Genomic DNA, 18232 nt, shown 5'->3' with positions numbered 1-18232 from the left:
TGTCACGGCTCTTCGCGCAGCACGTACCCGATGCCGCGCACCGTGTGGATCACGCGAGGCAGGCCGTCGCGCTCCAGCTTCCGGCGCAGGTAGGAGACGAACACGTCGGCGACGTTGGTGTCGACGTCGAAGTCGTAGCCCCACACCAGTTCCAGCAGGCGCTGCCTGCTGAGCACCACACCGGCGTTCTCGGCGAGGGCGGCCAGCAGGTCGAACTCCCGCTTGGTCAGCTCGACACGTTCACCGGCGACGAACACCAGCCGCCGCGCGGTGTCGATGGTCAACGACCCGACGTTCATCGTGTCCGATGTCGGATCGGAATGGTGGGCGCGGCGCAGCAGCGCATGCAGGCGGGCGACCAACTCGCCGAGATCGAAAGGCTTGGTCAGGTAGTCGTCGGCGCCCGCTTCGAGCCCGGCGATCCGGTCGTTGACGGTGTCGCGCGCGGACAGCACGCAGATCGGTATGTCGTTTCCGAGCGCGCGCAGGGCGGTCACCACCGCCACGCCGTCGAGCTCGGGCATCTGGACGTCGAGCACCAGCGCATCGTGCGATTCGCTGGACAGCAGCCGCAACGCCTCTTTACCCGTCGCCGCGACCCGGACGTCGAACCCCGAATGGCGCAGACCCCGCGCCACCGACGTCCTGACATCCGGGTCGTCGTCGACCATCAATACCGTCCGACCCGCACCGTCCTGGATGGACAGCTCCCCCTCACGAGCGGGAGGAGCATCCACCCTGTCTCGCATCGGTGTGATTAGAAGTTCGGTCCGTCGGGGTCATCGGGCGTGAAGCCGCAGCGATGCTTGATGTCGTTGAGCGGAGCCCGGATCCCGGTCAGTTCGGCCTGCACCTGCGGGTGGTTGGCGAAGTACTCGGCGATCTCGGCTTCGAGCTGAGCGCGCGGCGCACCGTGCAGACCGGTGAAGAACGCGTTCACGTCGGGGTGGGTGAAGAGGTAGGCCGACGACGCGGCCGAGACGCCGGAGGCGACGCCCGAGAAGTCGGCCGACGTGCAGTTCGGCGGCGGAGGAGGGGCGGGCTGCGCCGAGGCGGCGGGCAGGGCACCGAGCACGCCGAACAGCGCAGCTCCGGTCACCGCGCCCGCGCCCAGCGCGCCCGCTACCGCGCGGCGGACGATGGGGGCCGAGAACACCATGAAGGCTCCTTCTTCAGAGGTAGACAGACCGCGCCTTGCGGCGGCCGGTCAGGACCATCCTAGAAAGCTAAGCAGACCGACCGCCCACTTTCTTGCCTAGCGATTAACCAATCGTGAGAAAGTCCGCAGACGGTGACGGTGGAGGCCGCGCTCAGCGAGTGCCCGCGGCGCCCGGCGCAGGCAGCGGGCCTGCGGTCCCGGTGGCGACGGCGGCGTTCTGGGACGTCGGTACCACCTGGCTCTGCTGCGCGGCCTGCATCAGTCCGAACAGCTGGGGCAGCGTCACGGGCAGCTTGCACGTGGCCGACAGGGCGACCAGCGGCTGCTGCAGTCGCTGCAGGTCGCCGGCGACCACCGGGTTGGCGTCGAAATAGGTCTTGAGCGCAGCGACGGACTGCGGGCCGCCCTGCTGTTGCGAGATCGCGGTGATGGCCTGGTTCGCCCGCGGGTTGGCTTCCAGATAGTTACCGGTATGGGTGGCCACCATCGCCACCGTCTTGGCCACCTGGCTGGCCGCGCACGGATCGGGGGCAGCGGTCGCCGACGGCGCCGCGTGCCCCGACAGTCCGAGCACGGCGAGGAAACCGGCGCCGGCGAGAACGAGGGCCCGCGCCGCTACCGCACGGACTTTGCCCTGGCGCGTCCCATGTGCGCCGGGCCGGGAATTGGACGAGGTCGATCCCCACAGCGAATTCATGACGAACTCCTAACAGTTCGCTAACGACGCACGCGCTTCGCAAACTCGCTGCGATCATTAGCAAAGGATCCCCGACCCGGTACTTACCAATCCACATACTGCCATCGCCCCGTCCGGCCTGGCCACTCCAGCGCTCGGGATAAGCGGCCATTAGAGCTGCATGAGGCATTTCTAACAGCGCTGCCGGGGACGGCCGACAAACAGATAGCTGCTGTACGCTTCCGCTACGAATAGCCGGGGAGAAAGTGGGGAGTTCCCATCCAGCAGTTCATGTTGCGCGTGAGCAGCAACCTGCGCAGGTTCCGCTGGGCGGTTTTCGCAGTCTGGCTGTTACTTCTGGTGCCGGCGGTATATCTGGCGCTCAATCAATCGAACCACCTCACCGGCGGTGGATTCGAAGTCAAGGGATCGCAGTCCCTGTACGTGCAGCATCAGCTCGAAGACCAATTCCCCGACCAGGGCGCCTCTCCGTTGGCGCTGGTGGCCGCGCCCCGTCCTGACGCGTCGTTCGAGGACATGAACGCGGCCGTCGCGTATCTGGAGAGCCTCGCGGCCGAGGTGCCGAGTGTCACCGTCGTCCCCACCCCCGGTCAGCCGCCGCCGCAGCCCGACCGCCCGTACGTCATCACCTTGCAGCTGGACTTCGAGAACACCGGCGCCGTCGACATCGCCAAGCAGTTGCGCGAGAAGGTCGGGGTCGATGGCGAAGAACCGGGCGAGATGGAGAACGGCAAGGTCCGTCTCTACGTCATCGGTCAGGGCGCGCTGGGCGCCGCGGCGACCGAGGCCACCAAGCACGACATCGCCCAGGCCGAGAAGTGGAACTTCCCCATCGTCCTGCTCATCCTGCTGGCGGTGTTCGGCTCGCTGGCTGCGGCCGCGATGCCGCTGCTGCTGGGCATCTGCACGGTCGTCGTGACCATGGGTCTGGTGTTCCTGCTGTCGATGTACACCACGATGTCGGTGTTCGTGACGTCGACGGTGTCGATGTTCGGCATCGCGGTGGCGATCGACTACTCCCTGTTCATCCTGATGCGGTTCCGGGAGGAGCTGCGCGCCGGCCGAGAACCCGAGGACGCCGCCGACGCCGCGATGGCCACGTCCGGCCTGGCGGTGGTGCTGTCGGGTCTGACGGTGATCGCATCGGTGACGGGCATCTACCTGATCAACACCCCGGTGCTGCAGTCGATGGCGACCGGCGCCATCCTGGCGGTCGCGGTGGCGGTGCTCACCTCCACGACACTGACGCCGGCGGTGCTGGCGACGTTCGGCCGCAGGGCCGCCAAGCGGTCGTCGTACCTGCACTGGGGTCGCGGCGTTGAGGCCACGCAGTCCAAGTTCTGGAGCCGCTGGACGGGCTGGGTCATGCGCAGGCCGTGGCTGTCGGCGCTGGCGGCCGCCGCGGTGCTGCTGACCTTCGCCGCGCCGGCGTTCTCGATGCTGCTGGGCAACAGCATGCAGCGCCAGTTCGAGCCGACGCACGAGATCCGGGGCGGGGTCAACGCCGCCGCCGAGGCCCTCGGCCCGGGCTCCCTCGGCCCGATCCGGGTTCTCGTCACATTCCCCGACGGCAACGCCGCATCCGCGCCCGCGAAAGAGCCGCTACTGGAATCGCTGCGGCAGACGATGTCGCAGGCCCCGAACACGGTGTCGGTGTCGCCGCCGGTGTTCGGTACCGATTACCGCAGTGCGCTGCTGTCGGCGGTGCTCTCGGTGGACCCGGAGGACATGGGTGCCCGCGACACCATCGACTGGATGCGGGAGCAGCTGCCACCCGTCGCCGGTGAGATGGCCCGCGTGGACGTCGGCGGCCCGACCGCGCTGATCAAGGACTTCGACGACCGCGTCGCGCACACCCAGCCGCTGGTGTTCCTGTTCGTGGCGCTGATCGCGTTCGTGATGCTGCTGATCTCGATCCGGTCGGTGTTCCTGGCGTTCAAGGGCGTCCTGATGACGGTGCTCTCCGTGGCGGCCGCCTATGGCTCTCTGGTGGTGGTGTTCCAGTGGGGCTGGCTGTCCGATCTGGGCTTCAAGCAGATCGAATCGCTGGACAGCACCATCCCTCCGCTGGTCCTGGCGCTGACCTTCGGGTTGTCGATGGACTACGAGATCTTCCTGCTGACCCGGATTCGGGAGCGCTTCCTGCAGACCGGCAACACCCGCGACGCGGTGGCCTACGGTGTCTCGACCAGCGCACGCACCATCACCAGCGCCGCGCTGATCATGATCGCGGTGTTCATCGGGTTCGCGTTCGCCGGCATGCCGCTGGTGGCCCAGCTCGGGGTGGCGTGCGCCGTCGCGATCGCGGTGGACGCCACGATCGTGCGGCTGGTCCTGGTGCCCGCGCTGATGGCGATGTTCGACGAGTGGAACTGGTGGCTGCCCAGCTGGCTCGACCGCATCCTGCCGTCCGTGGACTTCGAGAAGCCGCTGCCGATGGCCGACATCGGCGACCTGGTGATCATCCCGGACGACATCTCGGCGCTGGCTCCGTCCGGGTCAGACCTGCGCACCGTGGTCAAATCGGCGGCTAAGCTGAAAACGCTTGCACCACAACTGATCACGGTTGCCGACCCACTGGCGTTCAGCGGCTGCCAACCCTGCTTGAAGATGACGGGCAATCGTGCGGGCCGGGACGAGCGGATCACCGTCGCCGTCAGCAACCGGGCCCACGGCAAGACCGTGGCGGTCAAACTGCCCAAACACCCCGTGACGATGTGGCGCGGACGGCTCGATGTGGCGCTCGACGCGCTGGCGGTGGCGCGGATGGCGGCCGAGACGGCCGGCACCGACCAGACGCCGATCGAGCGGATCAGCCCGATGGAGACCACCAACGTGCTGTTGCCCACCGGAGACCGGCTGCAGATCCCCACCGGAGCCGAGACCCTGCGGCTCAAGAGCTTCCTGATCATGGCGCGCAACAGCACGCGCGACTACACCGAGTTCGCCGAGTTGGTCGACTCGATGGACAGCAACACCGCGGCTGAAGTGCTGGCGAGCATGGACCGGTACTACTCTGGTCCACCGGCACGTACGCACTGGATGGCGACCCAGCTGGTGCGCCGACTGGCCGAACCTGCCCCGTCCGACGGGCCCGACATCGCGGCGGCCGGGGCCGACGGTGAGACTCAATGGGCCGGCGTACGACAACGCTGTCTGTCGGTGGCGGTGGCCATGCTGGAGGAGACGAGGTGACCCCGAACTTGTCCGACACCCACGATGTTCGGGGGAACAGCCGCGACACCGATCGTGGCGACGCATCGCAGGCGTCGTCACGCAACCGCGCCGTGGCCCCTCCGCTGGACAGCAGGCCGGTCGAATTCTGGCCGACCGCCGCCATCCGGGCAGCCTTGGAGAACGACGACCTGGCGGTCTGGCAGCGCATCGTCGTGGCCATCAAGCGCGATCCGTTCGGCAGGACCGCGCGCCAGGTCGAAGAGGTCCTCGAGACGGCCCGGCCCTACGGGGTGTCGCGGGCGATGTCGGAGGTGCTGATCCGCACCCGCGAGCATCTGGTGGCCAACGAGTGCGCCGAGGTGGCACGCCATGTGCATCTGCTGCTGGAGCGGTCGGGGCTGGGCGAGCAGGAGTTCGCCTCCCGCATCGGGGTTCCCGCCGAGGATTTCGCCGCCTATCTGCGCGGCACCACGAGCCCGGCGGCCTCGCTGATGATCAGGATGGGCCGGCTGTCCGACCGGTTCGCCAAGATGCGCTCGCAGCGCCACAACGACTGAGCACGCGGCCCACTTTCCGCGAAATATCATTCCGGGTCGTGGACCGGCCCGGATTCACAGCCCTGGCTTCACTTTCGCGACGGCACTAGCGGGAGTGGATGGGCGCGACGTCCTCGACCAACCAGCGCCCGTCGGTCTTGGACAGCGCGACGCGCAGCGCCAGTACCGCGGTATCGGGCCGCTGCCCGGGCGAGGACTGGGTGCCGCGCAGGATCACGGCCACGCTCGCCGCGTCGGGGCCGATCGCCTCAAGGCCCGCGGACACCGTGCTGGCCTGCGCCGAGACATTCCTGCTTCCCAGATCCTTTGCCACGGCCGCGAATTCGCTGGTGAATCGCTCTGCGCTGGCGGGTGACATCATGCTGGTGGCGCGATCGATGGATCCCGTCGGGTTCTGCGGCGTGAACGTCGCCGACGCTTCGGCGACGCTGCTGGCGATGCCCGTTACCTCCGCGCTGTCGGCGCGCAGCGCGCGGTCGGGCTGCGTCCACTGCGTGTAGCCGACCACCGCCGCGGCCACCATCGCGGCGGCCGCTGTGCCGACCACAGCCAGCCGCAGTCCGGGGCCGTCGTCGTCGGTGCCGACGGTCACCGCGTCGCGGCGGGCCAGCGCGAAGTTGACGATCACGCCCTCGACCACCAGCACGCAGAGCACCGAGCACGCCGCCACCCACCACAGCGGCCATCCGAGCGCGACGCCGACGTACACCAGCGCCGCCACCGCACCGATCGGCGCCAGCAGGTCGAAAGCCAGTATCCGCAGCCGGTTCCTCATCGGATCGGCTCCAGGCGGGAGACCAGCAGCTTGCCGTCGACGTCGCTGACGTCGAGCCGCAGCGTCCAGCGCACCGTCTGCGGCGTCTCGGTGCCCGCGTTCTCACTCAGCGAGGTCGCGACCACCAACACGGTGTCGGTCCGCGACGCGAAGCCCGACAGATCCGACGTCGGCGCCGCCGGGGCGTCGGGGTCGTCGTGGTGGATCGTCTCGATGGCCACCGAATCGATCTGTCCCTGCGTGCTGGACTGCAGCGTCTGCACCAGCTTGCGATAGGGCTCCACGCTGCTCTCGAAGTCGGCGTTCAACTGCCCCACCGTGCCCTCGTGCAGGGTGGCAAGGTCGGCCTCGACGGTGTCTTTGTTCATGTTGATCAGTACGCCCGTCCAGTCGGCGGCGGCCTGCAGCACCTGGGTGCGGTATCGCAGTTCGTCGGTCTCGCTGCGGTGGCCGGCCCAGATCACCCCCGCCAGGACGACCGCGGCGACGGCCACCACACCGAGGACTGCCGAGACGATGCCGTAGGTGCTGAAGACGCCGCCATGCCGGGGTTCGTGCTCGTCGTCGGGCATGCGCGTGAGGGTACCTGGACGTTTCTGGCACCCTGGTGGGGTGACGCTAGAAGCTACTGCGAACCTCAAGTCCGGAATCGACCTGCGCTACGTCGACGCACAGGCCCGTCCCCAGGACGACCTGTTCGGTCACGTCAACGGCCGCTGGCTCAGCGAGTACCAGATCCCCGCCGATCGGGCCACCGACGGCGCGTTCCGCACGCTGTACGACCGCGCCGAGGAGCAGATCCGCGACCTGATCACCCAGGCCGCTGAGTCCAATGCGCCGGCGGGCACCGACGAGCAGCGCATCGGCGACCTCTACGCCAGTTTCATGGACGAGCAGACCGTGCGCGAGCGGGGTCTGACACCGCTGCTCGACGAGCTGGCGACCATCGACGCCGCGGACACCCGTGACGCACTGGCCGCGGTCATGGGTTCGCTGCAGCGCACCGGCATCGGCGGCGGCGTCGGCGTCTACGTCGATACCGACTCCAAGAACTCCGAGCGCTACCTGCTGCACCTGAGCCAGTCCGGGATCGGGCTGCCCGACGAGTCCTACTTCCGCGACGAGCAGCATGCCGAGATCCTGGCCGCCTACCCCGCGCACATCGCCGCGATGTTCGCACGCGTCTTTGGCGGTGATCAGTCCGACGCCGCCGCCGCCGTGGTCGCACTGGAGACCAAGATCGCGGCCGCGCACTGGGATGTGGTGAAGCGCCGCGACGCCGACCTGACCTACAACCTGCGTACGTTCGCCGACGTGGTCGACGAGGCACCGGGCTTCGACTGGACGGGGTGGATTTCCGCCCTCGGCGCCAGCGCGGAGCAGGCGGCCGAGGTGGTGGTTCGGCAGCCGGACTTCCTGACCGCGTTGGCCGCCCTGTGGGCTGATGAGAGCCTCGACGACTGGAAGAACTGGTTGCGCTGGCGGGTCATCCACGCGCGCACGTTTCTGCTCACCGACGAGCTGATCGCCGAGGACTTCTCGTTCTACGGCCGCAAGCTCTCGGGCACCGAGGAGATCCGGGAGCGCTGGAAGCGCGGCGTGTCGGTGACCGAGAGCCTGCTGGGCGAGGCGCTGGGCCGGCTGTATGTGGATAGGCACTTCCCGCCGCAGGCCAAGGAGCGGATGGACGAGCTGGTCGCGAATCTGCGCGAGGCCTATCGGGTCAGCATCAACACGCTGGACTGGATGACGCCGCAGACCCGCGAGAAGGCGCTGGTCAAGCTCGACAAGTTCACGCCGAAGATCGGCTATCCGAACAAGTGGCGCGACTACTCGTCGCTGGTGATCGCGCGCGACGACCTGTACGGCAACTACCGCAACGGCTATGCGCTCGAAAACGACCGTGAGCTGGCGAAGCTGGGTGGCCCGGTGGACCGCGACGAGTGGTTCATGACGCCTCAGACCGTCAACGCCTATTACAACCCCGGCATGAACGAGATCGTGTTCCCGGCCGCGATCCTGCAGCCGCCGTTCTTCGACGCCGACGCCGACGACGCCGCCAACTACGGCGGTATCGGCGCGGTCATCGGGCACGAGATCGGGCACGGCTTCGACGACCAGGGCGCCAAGTACGACGGCGACGGCAACCTGGTGGACTGGTGGACCGACGACGATCGTGCCGAATTCGGGCTCCGCACAAAGGCGTTGATCGAGCAGTACGAGGAGTTCGTGCCGCGCGGTCTGGAACCCTCACATCACGTCAACGGCGCCTTCACCGTCGGCGAGAACATCGGCGATCTCGGCGGGCTCTCCATCGCCCTGCTCGCGTATCGCCTGTCCCTCGGTGACGACGAGGCCCCGGTGCTCGACGGGCTGACCGGCGAGCAGCGGGTCTTCTACGGCTGGGCGCAGGTGTGGCGCACGAAATCGCGTGAAGCCGAAGCGATCCGACGCCTCGCAGTGGATCCGCATTCGCCGGCGGAGTTCCGCTGCAACGGCGTGATACGCAACATGGACGCGTTCTACACTGCGTTCGAGGTCAGCCAGGACGACGAGCTCTACCTGGAACCCGAACGCCGCGTTCATATCTGGAACTGATCCGCTGCCGCTGCGCTCAGCCGGTGGGTAGGCGCCAGACGTAGCCCGCTTCGAGGGCGACCCACAGCGCGCCGTCGGCCGCCACCGTGAGGCCGTGCGGCTCGCTGCCCGCGGGAAGGTCGATCATCGTGACCTCGCCGTCGGCGCTGACGCGTGCGATCTGGTCGGTTTCCCACAGGCTGACCCAGACGCCGTCGGCCCGGTCGGCCACCACCGCGTGGGGCTTGCCCGGCAGTTCGAGTTCCTGAATCGCCTCGTTCATCGGGATGCGGCCGAGCTTGCCTGCCCGAATTTCGGTGAACCACACCGCATCATCGTGTGTCGCCGTGATGCCGACGGGCCCCGCCGTCGGGGTCGGGGTCTGCCGGATGCTCATGTCGCCTGCCATGTCCACGCGCCCGATGGCGCTGCTCTCGTTGAGGGTGAACCACATCGCGTCGTCGGGGCCCGCGGTGATCATCGCCGGGCCACCGCGGGGAACAGCCACCACGTCCACGTCATCGCCGGCTCCGATCCGACTCACGGTGCCGGACGTCATCGTGGTGAACCACAGTGCGTCGTCGGGACCTACGCAGAGTCCGAAAGGTGCGCTACCGTGCGGCAATTCGATCTCACGCTGCGCACCGTCCACCGCGATGCGGCCGATCCGATCATCACCGTTGCGGGTGAACCACATGGCGCCGTCCGGGGCTGCCACGATGATGGATGGCTTGCTCAGGGGGTGCACCGGATGGATGTCGAGTTCGCCGCTCGGCGCGATGCGCGCGATCTCCCCGCTGTGGACCAGTGTCACCCACATGGCACCGTCCGGTCCTTGGGCAATCGCGTACGGGCCGCCGGCAACCGGGATGTCGAGGGCTCGGCTCACGCCACGACGGTACTCGACGGCGCGCTCAGAACAAGAAGCGAGCCCGCACCTCCGGCGCCGGGATGGGGCAGGTGTCGTGGGTGCCGAAGATGCGGTATCGGACACGGGCGAGACCGTCGTACAGCCGGTCCCGCGCCGGCGTCGGGATCGCCCCCGCGGCCAGCAGGGCGCGCCACGGCCCCCCGAGGTACTTCGCCACCCGCAGCGCCGCAGCCGATCACGGTGACGCGTTCGGCGGGACCGCCGGGATCGTCGACGAAGACCACCGAGTCCACGTCGGCCAGGTGGGGATGCCGGGTGATCACCGCCTTGCCGAACTCGCTGTCGAGCGCCGCGAACCTCAGATCACCGTCGCGGTCGAGTCGCAGGATCGTCTGCACGGCACCGTTACAGAACCCGCAGATGCCGTCGTACAAGAGAACCGGCGTCGCTGCCATGGCACACCTCCTCCCCTGGAGTTCCCGCCCCCGCGGCAAAGATGCCGACTGTGAGGTATCAGACGTCCGGCTCAGCGCGACCTTAGAAATGGTCTGAGCGACAGCAGATAGCCGGCCAGCAGCGCCAGGGGAGCGACCAGCGGCAGCCACGGCACGTGCACCGGTACGGCGACCACCAGGGCGGCGGCTCCGCCGAACCCGACGGCGAACAGCATCGTCGGCACCGTCGGATCGGTGTGCCGCAGCACCAGATACGCGGCCGCAGCCAACCCAGCCAGCACGGTGTACATCGGGGCGGCGTCGGCGAGCACGATTGTCGTCATCGCCAGCAGCACTGCCGCCGTGGCCGCCTGCCGCACCCACACCGACAGCACGACCGCACCGAGTGCGGTGCCCGCGGCCACCAGCGCCACCCCGTCGGCGGCATAGGCTGCGGCCCCCACCATGAAGACGCCGAAGGCCGAGGGCAGCAGCAGCCGCGCGGTCATCGACGGGTCCGATGCACCGGGACCAGCGCCATCGCCTGGTCCAGCGTCGCGGTCGCCGGCCACCCGACGATGTCGACACCGACGGTGGCCATGTCGCGGTACATGAACGACCGCTGCATCGCCCACATGCGGTGCACCAGTGGGTCGTGGTCGCCGACGAGTGGGCTGCCGTCGAGAACGTCCACGACCACGACGGCATGGCCCCGCTTACGCAGATCGAGCATCGCGAGGGCGAATTGGGTGTCGAGCATGGTGGAGAAGGCGATGACGATGGCGCCGACCGGCACGGCGGAGCGCGGCGCCAGAGTGCCCGTCGCGGTGTCGAAGGTGTCGGCCGCGCCGAGCATGGTGTCGAGAATGCGGTAGAACTGCCGCTGCCCGATGTCGGCGGCCAGCCAACGGGTGCCCGTGGCGCCGAGCGCGACCAGACCGGCCCTGTCCCCGTAGCGCAGAGCGCTCTGCACCACCTGGGCGGCGCCGCGGGCCGTCCGTTCGGTCGCCGCGGTGGCGGGCCCCGGTGGCTGCGGGTAGGTGTCGACGATCACCACGACGTCGGCGGCCCGGTCGGTGAGCCGTTCGGTGACGTGCAGAGTGCCGCGACGGGCGCTGACGGGCCAGTTGACCGTGCGCAGCTGGTCGCCGGGAACATAGGGTCTGATGTCGGCGAACTCGACGCCGGGGCCGGTGTAGCGAGTGCGGTGGGTGCCCAGCCGATCCAGCAGGTCGGTACGCGGAATCGCCGTGGATTGTGGTGGGGCGAGTGGGAATACGCAGATCTCGGCAGCGTCGACCGTGCCGGTGCCCTCGATGAGCCCACCGCGCCCGGCGACGCGGACGGTGGCGCGGACCGGGTAGCGGCCCCACCGCGCCGCCGTCAGCAGAAGTGACCCGCCGCCGCCGGTGAGCTCCATGCCCGGCACCACCGAGCAGTCCACCCCGACGTCGCTGCCGTCGTCGGCGCATGCCGTCACCACCACCGGCACCTGCTCGTCTTCGAAGCACCGCTGGAAGGGCGGGCTCGCAGTCACGTCGACCGTCGGTGCCCCCGGCTGCCAGCCGACCGAACACAGCACCCCGAGCAGAGGTGCCGCGAAGGCGACCAGCTCCCACCGTCCGGTCAACACTGCGGCGGCGATGGCCGCCGCGATGCACGTGGCGATCGAACCCGCCAAAGGTGAGGCGCGCCAGCGCAATTCCGCCGCGGGCACCCCGGCTCACCGCACCCGGGGCACCGGGGTGCGCCGCAGTAGTTCGTCGACCACGTCGGCGCCCTGCACCCGGCGCACCCACATCTCGGGCCGCAGGCTGATCCGATGCGCCATCGCGGGCACGGCCAGCGCCTTGACGTCCTCGGGGATCACGTAGTCGCGGCCGAGCAGCAGCGCGCGGGCGCGGGCCAGCTGGACCAGGTCGAGCTCGGCGCGCGGGCTGGCTCCGACGGCCACCTGCGGATGCTGTCTGCTGGCAGCGGCCAGCGACACCACGTAGTGCAAGACGTCATCGTGCACAGTCACCTGCTCCACCGACTCCTGCATCGCCAGCAGGTCGTGCGCGTCGACGATCTGCTGCACGGTCGCAGGCGCCGAGCCGCGGTCGAGGCGACGCCGCAGCATCGTCGTCTCCTCCGGCTCGGAGAGGTACTTCAGCTCGAGCCGGATCGCGAACCGGTCCAGCTGGGCCTCGGGAAGCGGATAGGTGCCCTCGTATTCGATGGGGTTGTCCGTCGCCAGCACCAGGAAAGGGTCCGGCAGCCGGTGGGTGGCGCCGTCGATGCTGACCTGCCGCTCGGCCATCGCCTCCAGCAACGCTGCCTGCGTCTTCGGCGGCGTCCGGTTGATCTCGTCACCGAGGAGCAGGTTGGTGAAGATGGGTCCGCGGCGGAATTCGAAACGGCCCGACTGCATGTCGTAGATGGTCGACCCCAGAAGATCGGCGGGCAGCAGGTCCGGGGTGAACTGGACGCGGGTGAACTCCAGGCCCAGCGCGGCGGCGAAAGACTTGGCTGTCAACGTCTTTCCCAGCCCGGGCAGGTCTTCGATCAGCACATGACCCCGGGCCAGGACGGTGATCAGGATCAGGCTCAGTGCGGCGCGTTTACCGACCACCGCCCGGCCGATCTCGTCGAGTACGGATTCACAGCGCGCGGTGGTCACCGCCGGGTTCGACGTGGGCGTCACAACCGCTCCAGACGCTGCAGGATCTCGTCGAGCGTGCCGCGCCCCGGACCCGGCTCGTGGCTGCCGGTGCGCGAGATGTTCTCCGGATCCACCCACTGCCACAGCGCATCACCGAACAGCATGCGCCCGGTGGACTGAAACACGTTTGGATCCTTGGCTTTACGATGCCCCGCCGCCATCTCGAACTGCCGGGCCAGCATAGGGCGCAGACGGCGGTCCCAGTCCGAGCGCGACGACTCCGACCACGCGATCAATGTCTCGGTGCGTGACGACCAGCGGCGCAGTGACGCGGCGGCGTCGTCGTCCACGGCTTCCTCGGCGACGGTGACCCGGCGGGCCAGGTGCGTCCGGACGGCGATCAGTACGCAGGCCAGCGCGGCTCCGGTGACCGCGACAACGAGTTCCCGTTCCAGTCGGGTGATCGCGAACGCCTGCACCGCGACCACCAGGACCACCCCCCAGACAACGACTTTCGTCATGTCGAGGCCTGCAGCTCGCGTTGCACGGACTGCAGCGCACCCATCGCATCGGCGCGATGCCCTTCGTGCATCACGTGCGGGCTGAATCGCGCCTCCTCGAACAGATCGACCAGCACGGTGGCGCTGGCGGCCGGCAGCGCCCGATGCTCGATCGCGCGCGCCAGCACCTCGGACGGGGTGTCGGAATCCTGCGGGACGGTACCCGGAGATTTCTCCAGCTCCCGCTCCATCGCCAGATAGCAGGCGATGATCGCCGCGCGCGGATCCCGGCTGAGGTCTCCCATCTCGGCGAGCCCGAGTTCCGCCGCCCGCGCCAGGTCGGGGCCGGATACCTGCGCGGGGAGCGCCTGGTCGTCGAACGCGGCGGACGGCGGATCCGATGTGCGCCTGCGGCCCACGATCGTCGCGACCACCGACAGCGCGATCAGCGCGATCGTCATGGCAGCGAGGACGCCGAACACGGTGCCGCCGCTGTCTGCCGGCTCCTGGGGTGGCGGGGTGCCGGCACCGGCCGGGTCCGCGATGTCTTGCGGAGGTTCGGGGGCGGGCGGCTCACCCACGTCCACAGCGGGCATCCAGCGCATCAGGAGGGCGAGCAGCAGAGCCCACGCCAGCAGGACGGCGGCGGCGATCAGCAACGGTCGCCACCGCCGACGGCCGGCATCGCGTCCCCGTTCCCGCCGATAGTCGTGCTGGCCGCTGCGGACCTGCCGACGCCGCCCCTGGCTGAAAACCGAGATCGCGATGACGATGATCGACACGGCGAGCATGACCCCGACGGCGACCAGGCTGCCTGTTCCGCCGGTGGCCGGTTCGTCAGGCTCGCTGCGGGGATCGGCACCGGGCAGATGCCCCCGCAGCGCCACCGTGGACAGCAGGATCAACGCGATCACCGCAATCGTGCGCGCAACCGCCTTGTCGCCACCGGGCTCGCCGTTGTCGGGCATGGGCACCGCCTGCAGTCCAGCGCCGACGGCCGGGCCGCCGCCGGCCTGTCCTCATCGTGGCACGACGTGCGCGCCACGCGGGGCTATCCGGTCAGAACATCTGCCAATCGGAAGCGCCGTCGGGCTGGGTGTACGTCCCGCCGTCGGTGTTCTTGATGACGACGGCGTCGCCGCTGCCGAAGTTCTGCCGGAACCACGCCGCGTCCTCGGCGCTGAGGTTGATGCAGCCGTGGCTGACGTTGCTCTCGCCCTGCGAGCCCTCCGACCACGGCGCTCCGTGCACGAAGACTCCGCTGTTGTCGATGCGGACGGCGTCCTTGACCTTGAGCTTGTAGCCCTCACCGGACGGGTCGTCCACCGGCACGCCGTACGTCGACGAATCCATGACGATGGTGTCGAATTTCTCCAGCACGTAGTACGTGCCGTTCTTCGTTTCGTACCCCGACTTGCCCATCGACACCGGGAACGTCTTCTCCAGCACGCCGTCGCGCATGATTTCCATCTGCTTGGTGGAGTCGTCGACAGTCGCGACCAGTTGCTCGGGAACGGTGAAGCTCGACTTGGTGCCCGCGGCGTCGATGTTGACGACGGTGCCGGCCGGCCAGAAGTCCTGGGGCCGCCAGCGCAGTTGGGTGTCGCTGGTCCAGTAGAACCTGCCGGGTACCGGTGGCACGGACGAGATGTGCACGGCGTCCTCGGCCATCTGGCGGTTCGCGATCGGCCGCTGGAAGTTGATGTAGATCGGCTTCGCGGCGCCCGCGATGGAGCCGTTGGTCGGGTTGAACGACGGCGGCACGAACGGCGGCTGCCCGACGAACGGCGTCGGGTTCTGCCCGGCCGGGGTGCCTTCGGGGATCGCCATCGGCTGGCCGGGGACGACCGCGAAGGGGTCGTCGGCGGTCGGTCCCGCCGGCGCGGCCGGTGCAGGCGGCGCGAACGGGTTCGGGAAGACGAACGGATTCGCCGGGGGCGGAGCCGGAGCCGGGACCGGTGCCGGCGCCGGAAGGGGCTGAGCCAGCGCCGCCGGTGCGGCCAGCGTCAGTCCCGCAGCCACGCCCATCGTCATCAACAGGGCGATCAGCCTGCTCCTGTTTCGCTGCCGCATGCGTCTACCTCCAAGTTCAGCGACTCAACCCAGTGTGGCACAGCGCCGGGATCGTCTCTGCCGGCGTGAGTGTTCGCCAGACCCCGGCGGCCGCTGCACCGAGGGTCTTGACCTGCATTGATGATCGCCGGTCGCCGTACAGACGTTACCCGGACGGGGTGCCACCGGTCACCGTCCGGCCGCGAATCCCCAGGTCCGCGCCACACTGGAACCATGATCGTGGCATTCAGCATCAGTCCCTCCGGCGGCGACGAGACCGGAGGAGTCGGTGACGCCGTCGCCGACGCCGTCCGGATCGTGCGGGCGTCGGGGTTGCCCAACGAGACCAACGCGATGTTCACCAACATCGAGGGCGAATGGGACGAGGTGATGGCCGTGGTGAAGCAGGCCGTCGACGCCGTGGCTGCCGTCTCCCCGCGCGTCAGCCTGGTACTCAAGGCCGACATCCGACCCGGCTTCACAGGCCAGCTGAAGGCGAAGGTGCAGCGCGTCGACGACGCACTCGCGGACTGAACCGCCGCGTCAGGGCCCGAGAGGCAGCACCAGCGTGAACCGGGCGCCCGGCGTGTGGGCTTCGCAGGTGAGGTCGCCCCCGTGGGCACGTGCGAGGGCGCGCGCGATGGGCAGCCCGAGCCCTGCCCCGCCCCCGTCCCGGGTGCGCGCATCGTCGAGTCGCACCAGCCGCGCGAAGATTCGTTCGCGCTGATCGTCGGGCACGCCGGCACCGGTATCAGTGACGGTCAGCACCGCGGTGTCCCCGCGGCGCCGGACGTCCAGCTCGATCACACCCGCGTCGGGGGTGTGCCGGCGCGCGTTGTCGCCCAGGTTCGCCAGGATCTGTTGTACGCGCACCGGGTCGACCCGCAGCGGCACGTGGCTGTCGCCAGTGACCACCGCGGTCAGTGTCGGCGACAGCACCGCGATGCGCCGACGTTCGGCCTCGGCCAGTTCGACGAGGTCGCAGTCCTGCCGTTCCAGCCGCACACCGGCGTCGATGCGGCTGAGGTCCAGCATGTCGGCGACCAGGCGGCCCGCCCGGCGTGCCTCACCGAGAACCAGCTCGGCGCGACGGCGTTGCGCCGCCGCGCCGGGGTCGTCGAGGTCCTGCATCGCCGCGGCCGAGATCTGCTGGGCGCCTGCATGGATGCCGGCGATCGGGGTGCGCAGTTCGTGGGCCGCGTCGGCGAGGAACTGCCGGGTGGCGGCCTCGGCATGCTCTGCCTGCGCGGCGGCGGCGCGGGCGCGTTGCTCGGACGTCTCCAACGCATCCAGCATTCCGTCGAAAGCGACTGCGGCCCTGCCGAGTTCGGTTCTGGGGCGGTCCGGGTGGACCCGTCTGCCCCGGTTTCCCGACGTGATGGACTCGGCCACCGCCGCGAGTCTGTCCAGCGGCGCCATCGCCGCACGCATCAACAGCGTCAAACCTGCTGCCGCGACCAGGAGGACGGCAACAGCGGACACCACGATGATGATCCGGAGCTGCCGCAGCAGGGCCGTCGTGGCGGTGGTGTCGGCGACGAGGATCAACCGGTCACCGGTGGGCAGCCTGTGGTCGATCGTCGTGGCGGTGGCGTCCGGAGGTGGTGGCGGCGTGGGCGGCCGCCCCGGCGGGCCCCCGTCGGGCCCCCGAGGCGGTCTGCCGTCCGGCCGCGGTGGCGGTGGTGGGCCAGGGGGGCCGGGGCCAGGACCGGGGACCACCGCCGGATCACCGTAGGCGGTTCCGTCGGACGTGATGACCCGGGCGCGGATTCCGCCGCCCCCGACCTCGGTCACGAGCTGAGCCGCCGGCACCCCTTGTTCGGCGAGAGAGTCGGCGCGGGCTGCGGTCGCCATCAGTCGGTCGTTGAGATCGCGCCTGGCCTGCGCACCGACCACGGTGTCGACGGTGATGCCCAGGAGGGCGAGTAGGACGATCAGCAGGCCGAGGACGACGACCACCACCCGCCGTCGCAGCGACGGTGTCGCGGTCGTCACGGACTGGCTTGCAGCCGGTAGCCGATACCGCGCACGGTGTGCACGACGCGTGGCCCGTGCGCTTCCAGCTTGCGGCGCAGACTGGAGATGTGGACGTGCACCAGGTTGTCGTCGTAGGCGGTGTAGCCCCAGACCGCGTTGAGGATCTGTGCGGCGCTGACGATCCGGCCGCGCTGGTCGATGAGGAACTCCAGCATCTTGAGTTCGGTTGCGGTGAGCGACAGCGGGTGCCCCGCACGGACCGCGATCGCGGCCGTCCTGTCGACCAGCAGGTCACCGACTTCGACGGTGGCCGTGACGGTTCCGCGCCGCCTGAGCACGGCACCCACCCGTGACATCAGTTCCGACATCTCGAAGGGTTTGACGACGTAGTCGTCGGCTCCGCCGTCGAGGCCGCGCAGGCGGTCCGGCAGTCCGTCACGGGCGGTGAGCATGACGATGCCGACGTCGCCCCACGCGCGCACCACGTCGATCAACGCGAAACCGTCCCGGCCCGGGATCATCACGTCCAAGATGACGGCGTCGGGACGGTGGCCGTCCAGCAGGGCTTCCAGACCTTCACCGTCGGGATAGGCCGAGGTCGCGAAGCCGGCGTCCCCGAGCGCTTCGACCACCATCTCGCGGATGGCCTCCGAGTCCTCGATCACCAGCACATGGGGTGGCCGGCGTTCGGTCCTGGCGGTCGACGGCACCCGTCCATTGTGTCGGTAGCCACCTGAACAGAATCTGAAGATCGCCGAATCACCCGCCCGGCTTCAGGTTGGCTTCAGTACGGGCTCATAGCGTCAGCACAG

Annotated in this window: 18 protein-coding genes and 1 pseudogene; 4 read left to right on the top strand and 15 right to left on the bottom strand. The window is 69.2% G+C overall.

The window, feature by feature from the left end:
• Nucleotides 1–2: 2 nt before the first annotated feature.
• From EL337_RS01050 to EL337_RS01040, 3 genes are all read right to left on the bottom strand, one after another.
• A complete protein-coding gene (locus tag EL337_RS01050; RefSeq protein WP_048635474.1) occupies nt 3–749 on the bottom strand; it encodes a response regulator transcription factor in 747 nt (248 codons plus the stop codon).
• A gap of 8 nt (nt 750–757) precedes the next feature.
• Nucleotides 758–1159, bottom strand: coding sequence for a heme-binding protein (locus EL337_RS01045; protein ID WP_048635475.1), 402 nt, complete (start codon nt 1157–1159; stop codon nt 758–760).
• 151 nt (nt 1160–1310) lie between these two features.
• Entirely contained in the window at nt 1311–1856 is a 546-nt protein-coding gene (locus EL337_RS01040; protein ID WP_083443305.1) for a hemophore, read from the bottom strand.
• A gap of 270 nt (nt 1857–2126) precedes the next feature.
• Between EL337_RS01040 and EL337_RS01035 the strand changes: the two genes are divergently transcribed.
• Both EL337_RS01035 and EL337_RS01030 read left to right on the top strand, forming a co-directional pair.
• Entirely contained in the window at nt 2127–5051 is a 2925-nt protein-coding gene (locus tag EL337_RS01035) for an MMPL family transporter (protein ID WP_048635476.1), read from the top strand.
• Complete coding sequence (locus EL337_RS01030) at nt 5048–5590, top strand: transcriptional regulator (RefSeq protein ID WP_083443306.1); 543 nt, start codon at nt 5048–5050, stop codon at nt 5588–5590. Before EL337_RS01035 ends, EL337_RS01030 begins: the two co-directional genes overlap by 4 nt.
• 85 nt (nt 5591–5675) lie before the next feature.
• On the opposite strand, the gene EL337_RS01025 is transcribed toward EL337_RS01030, so the two are convergent.
• Complete coding sequence (locus tag EL337_RS01025; protein ID WP_048635477.1) at nt 5676–6365, bottom strand: hypothetical protein; 690 nt, start codon at nt 6363–6365, stop codon at nt 5676–5678.
• Nucleotides 6362–6937, bottom strand: a complete 576-nt coding sequence (locus tag EL337_RS01020) for an Rv1363c family protein (protein ID WP_048635478.1) — start codon at nt 6935–6937, stop codon at nt 6362–6364. The genes EL337_RS01025 and EL337_RS01020 overlap by 4 nt, the downstream gene beginning before the upstream one ends.
• A gap of 40 nt (nt 6938–6977) precedes the next feature.
• On the opposite strand from EL337_RS01020, the gene EL337_RS01015 reads away from it, so the two are divergent.
• Nucleotides 6978–8963: a M13 family metallopeptidase gene (locus EL337_RS01015; RefSeq protein ID WP_048635479.1), complete on the top strand. Its 1986-nt coding sequence runs from the start codon at nt 6978–6980 to the stop codon at nt 8961–8963.
• 16 nt (nt 8964–8979) lie between these two features.
• Here the strand turns inward: EL337_RS01015 and EL337_RS01010 are convergent, their stop codons facing one another.
• The 8 genes and pseudogenes from EL337_RS01010 to EL337_RS00975 all read right to left on the bottom strand — a co-directional run bounded on the left by EL337_RS01010 (nt 8980) and on the right by EL337_RS00975 (nt 15464).
• Nucleotides 8980–9831 (bottom strand): Vgb family protein, encoded by an 852-nt coding sequence (locus tag EL337_RS01010; protein ID WP_048635480.1) that lies wholly within the window; start codon nt 9829–9831, stop codon nt 8980–8982.
• 25 nt (nt 9832–9856) lie between these two features.
• Nucleotides 9857–10268 (bottom strand): annotated as a pseudogene (locus tag EL337_RS01005) (thiol-disulfide oxidoreductase DCC family protein).
• A gap of 71 nt (nt 10269–10339) precedes the next feature.
• Nucleotides 10340–10756, bottom strand: a complete 417-nt coding sequence (locus EL337_RS01000) for a hypothetical protein (RefSeq protein WP_048635481.1) — start codon at nt 10754–10756, stop codon at nt 10340–10342.
• On the bottom strand, nt 10753–11964 hold the full coding sequence (locus EL337_RS00995; RefSeq protein ID WP_048635482.1) for a DUF58 domain-containing protein: 1212 nt from the start codon (nt 11962–11964) through the stop codon (nt 10753–10755). Before EL337_RS00995 ends, EL337_RS01000 begins: the two co-directional genes overlap by 4 nt.
• A 6-nt stretch (nt 11965–11970) precedes the next feature.
• Nucleotides 11971–12933, bottom strand: coding sequence for an AAA family ATPase (locus EL337_RS00990; protein ID WP_048635483.1), 963 nt, complete (start codon nt 12931–12933; stop codon nt 11971–11973).
• On the bottom strand, nt 12930–13412 hold the full coding sequence (locus tag EL337_RS00985) for a hypothetical protein (protein ID WP_048635484.1): 483 nt from the start codon (nt 13410–13412) through the stop codon (nt 12930–12932). The genes EL337_RS00990 and EL337_RS00985 overlap by 4 nt, the downstream gene beginning before the upstream one ends.
• Nucleotides 13409–14359: a DUF4129 domain-containing protein gene (locus tag EL337_RS00980; RefSeq protein WP_048635485.1), complete on the bottom strand. Its 951-nt coding sequence runs from the start codon at nt 14357–14359 to the stop codon at nt 13409–13411. Before EL337_RS00980 ends, EL337_RS00985 begins: the two co-directional genes overlap by 4 nt.
• Nucleotides 14360–14450: 91 nt before the next feature.
• A complete protein-coding gene (locus EL337_RS00975) occupies nt 14451–15464 on the bottom strand; it encodes a L,D-transpeptidase (RefSeq protein ID WP_048635486.1) in 1014 nt (337 codons plus the stop codon).
• Nucleotides 15465–15677: 213 nt separating this feature from the next.
• Between EL337_RS00975 and EL337_RS00970 the strand changes: the two genes are divergently transcribed.
• Entirely contained in the window at nt 15678–15977 is a 300-nt protein-coding gene (locus tag EL337_RS00970; RefSeq protein ID WP_048635487.1) for a thiamine-binding protein, read from the top strand.
• Between the two features lie 9 nt (nt 15978–15986).
• On the opposite strand, the gene EL337_RS00965 is transcribed toward EL337_RS00970, so the two are convergent.
• Complete coding sequence (locus EL337_RS00965) at nt 15987–17438, bottom strand: HAMP domain-containing sensor histidine kinase (protein WP_048635488.1); 1452 nt, start codon at nt 17436–17438, stop codon at nt 15987–15989.
• Nucleotides 17435–18130, bottom strand: a complete 696-nt coding sequence (locus tag EL337_RS00960; RefSeq protein ID WP_048635489.1) for a response regulator transcription factor — start codon at nt 18128–18130, stop codon at nt 17435–17437. The genes EL337_RS00965 and EL337_RS00960 overlap by 4 nt, the downstream gene beginning before the upstream one ends.
• Nucleotides 18131–18232 lie beyond the last annotated feature (102 nt).

Source organism: Mycolicibacterium aurum, assembly GCF_900637195.1.
GTDB classification, from domain to species: domain Bacteria; phylum Actinomycetota; class Actinomycetes; order Mycobacteriales; family Mycobacteriaceae; genus Mycobacterium; species Mycobacterium aurum.
The sequence above is the reverse complement of the archived record's forward strand: the minus strand, read 5'-3'. Positions and strand labels throughout refer to the sequence as shown.

Coding starts and splice junctions, on each gene's coding strand:
- EL337_RS01050 (WP_048635474.1), bottom strand. CDS start 749: ATGCGAGACAGGGTGGATGCTCCTCCCGCTCGTGAGGGGGAGCTGTCC.
- EL337_RS01045 (WP_048635475.1), bottom strand. CDS start 1,159: ATGGTGTTCTCGGCCCCCATCGTCCGCCGCGCGGTAGCGGGCGCGCTG.
- EL337_RS01040 (WP_083443305.1), bottom strand. CDS start 1,856: ATGAATTCGCTGTGGGGATCGACCTCGTCCAATTCCCGGCCCGGCGCA.
- EL337_RS01035 (WP_048635476.1), top strand. CDS start 2,127: ATGTTGCGCGTGAGCAGCAACCTGCGCAGGTTCCGCTGGGCGGTTTTC.
- EL337_RS01025 (WP_048635477.1), bottom strand. CDS start 6,365: ATGAGGAACCGGCTGCGGATACTGGCTTTCGACCTGCTGGCGCCGATC.
- EL337_RS01020 (WP_048635478.1), bottom strand. CDS start 6,937: ATGCCCGACGACGAGCACGAACCCCGGCATGGCGGCGTCTTCAGCACC.
- EL337_RS01000 (WP_048635481.1), bottom strand. CDS start 10,756: ATGACCGCGCGGCTGCTGCTGCCCTCGGCCTTCGGCGTCTTCATGGTG.
- EL337_RS00985 (WP_048635484.1), bottom strand. CDS start 13,412: ATGACGAAAGTCGTTGTCTGGGGGGTGGTCCTGGTGGTCGCGGTGCAG.
- EL337_RS00980 (WP_048635485.1), bottom strand. CDS start 14,359: ATGCCCGACAACGGCGAGCCCGGTGGCGACAAGGCGGTTGCGCGCACG.
- EL337_RS00975 (WP_048635486.1), bottom strand. CDS start 15,464: ATGCGGCAGCGAAACAGGAGCAGGCTGATCGCCCTGTTGATGACGATG.
- EL337_RS00970 (WP_048635487.1), top strand. CDS start 15,678: ATGATCGTGGCATTCAGCATCAGTCCCTCCGGCGGCGACGAGACCGGA.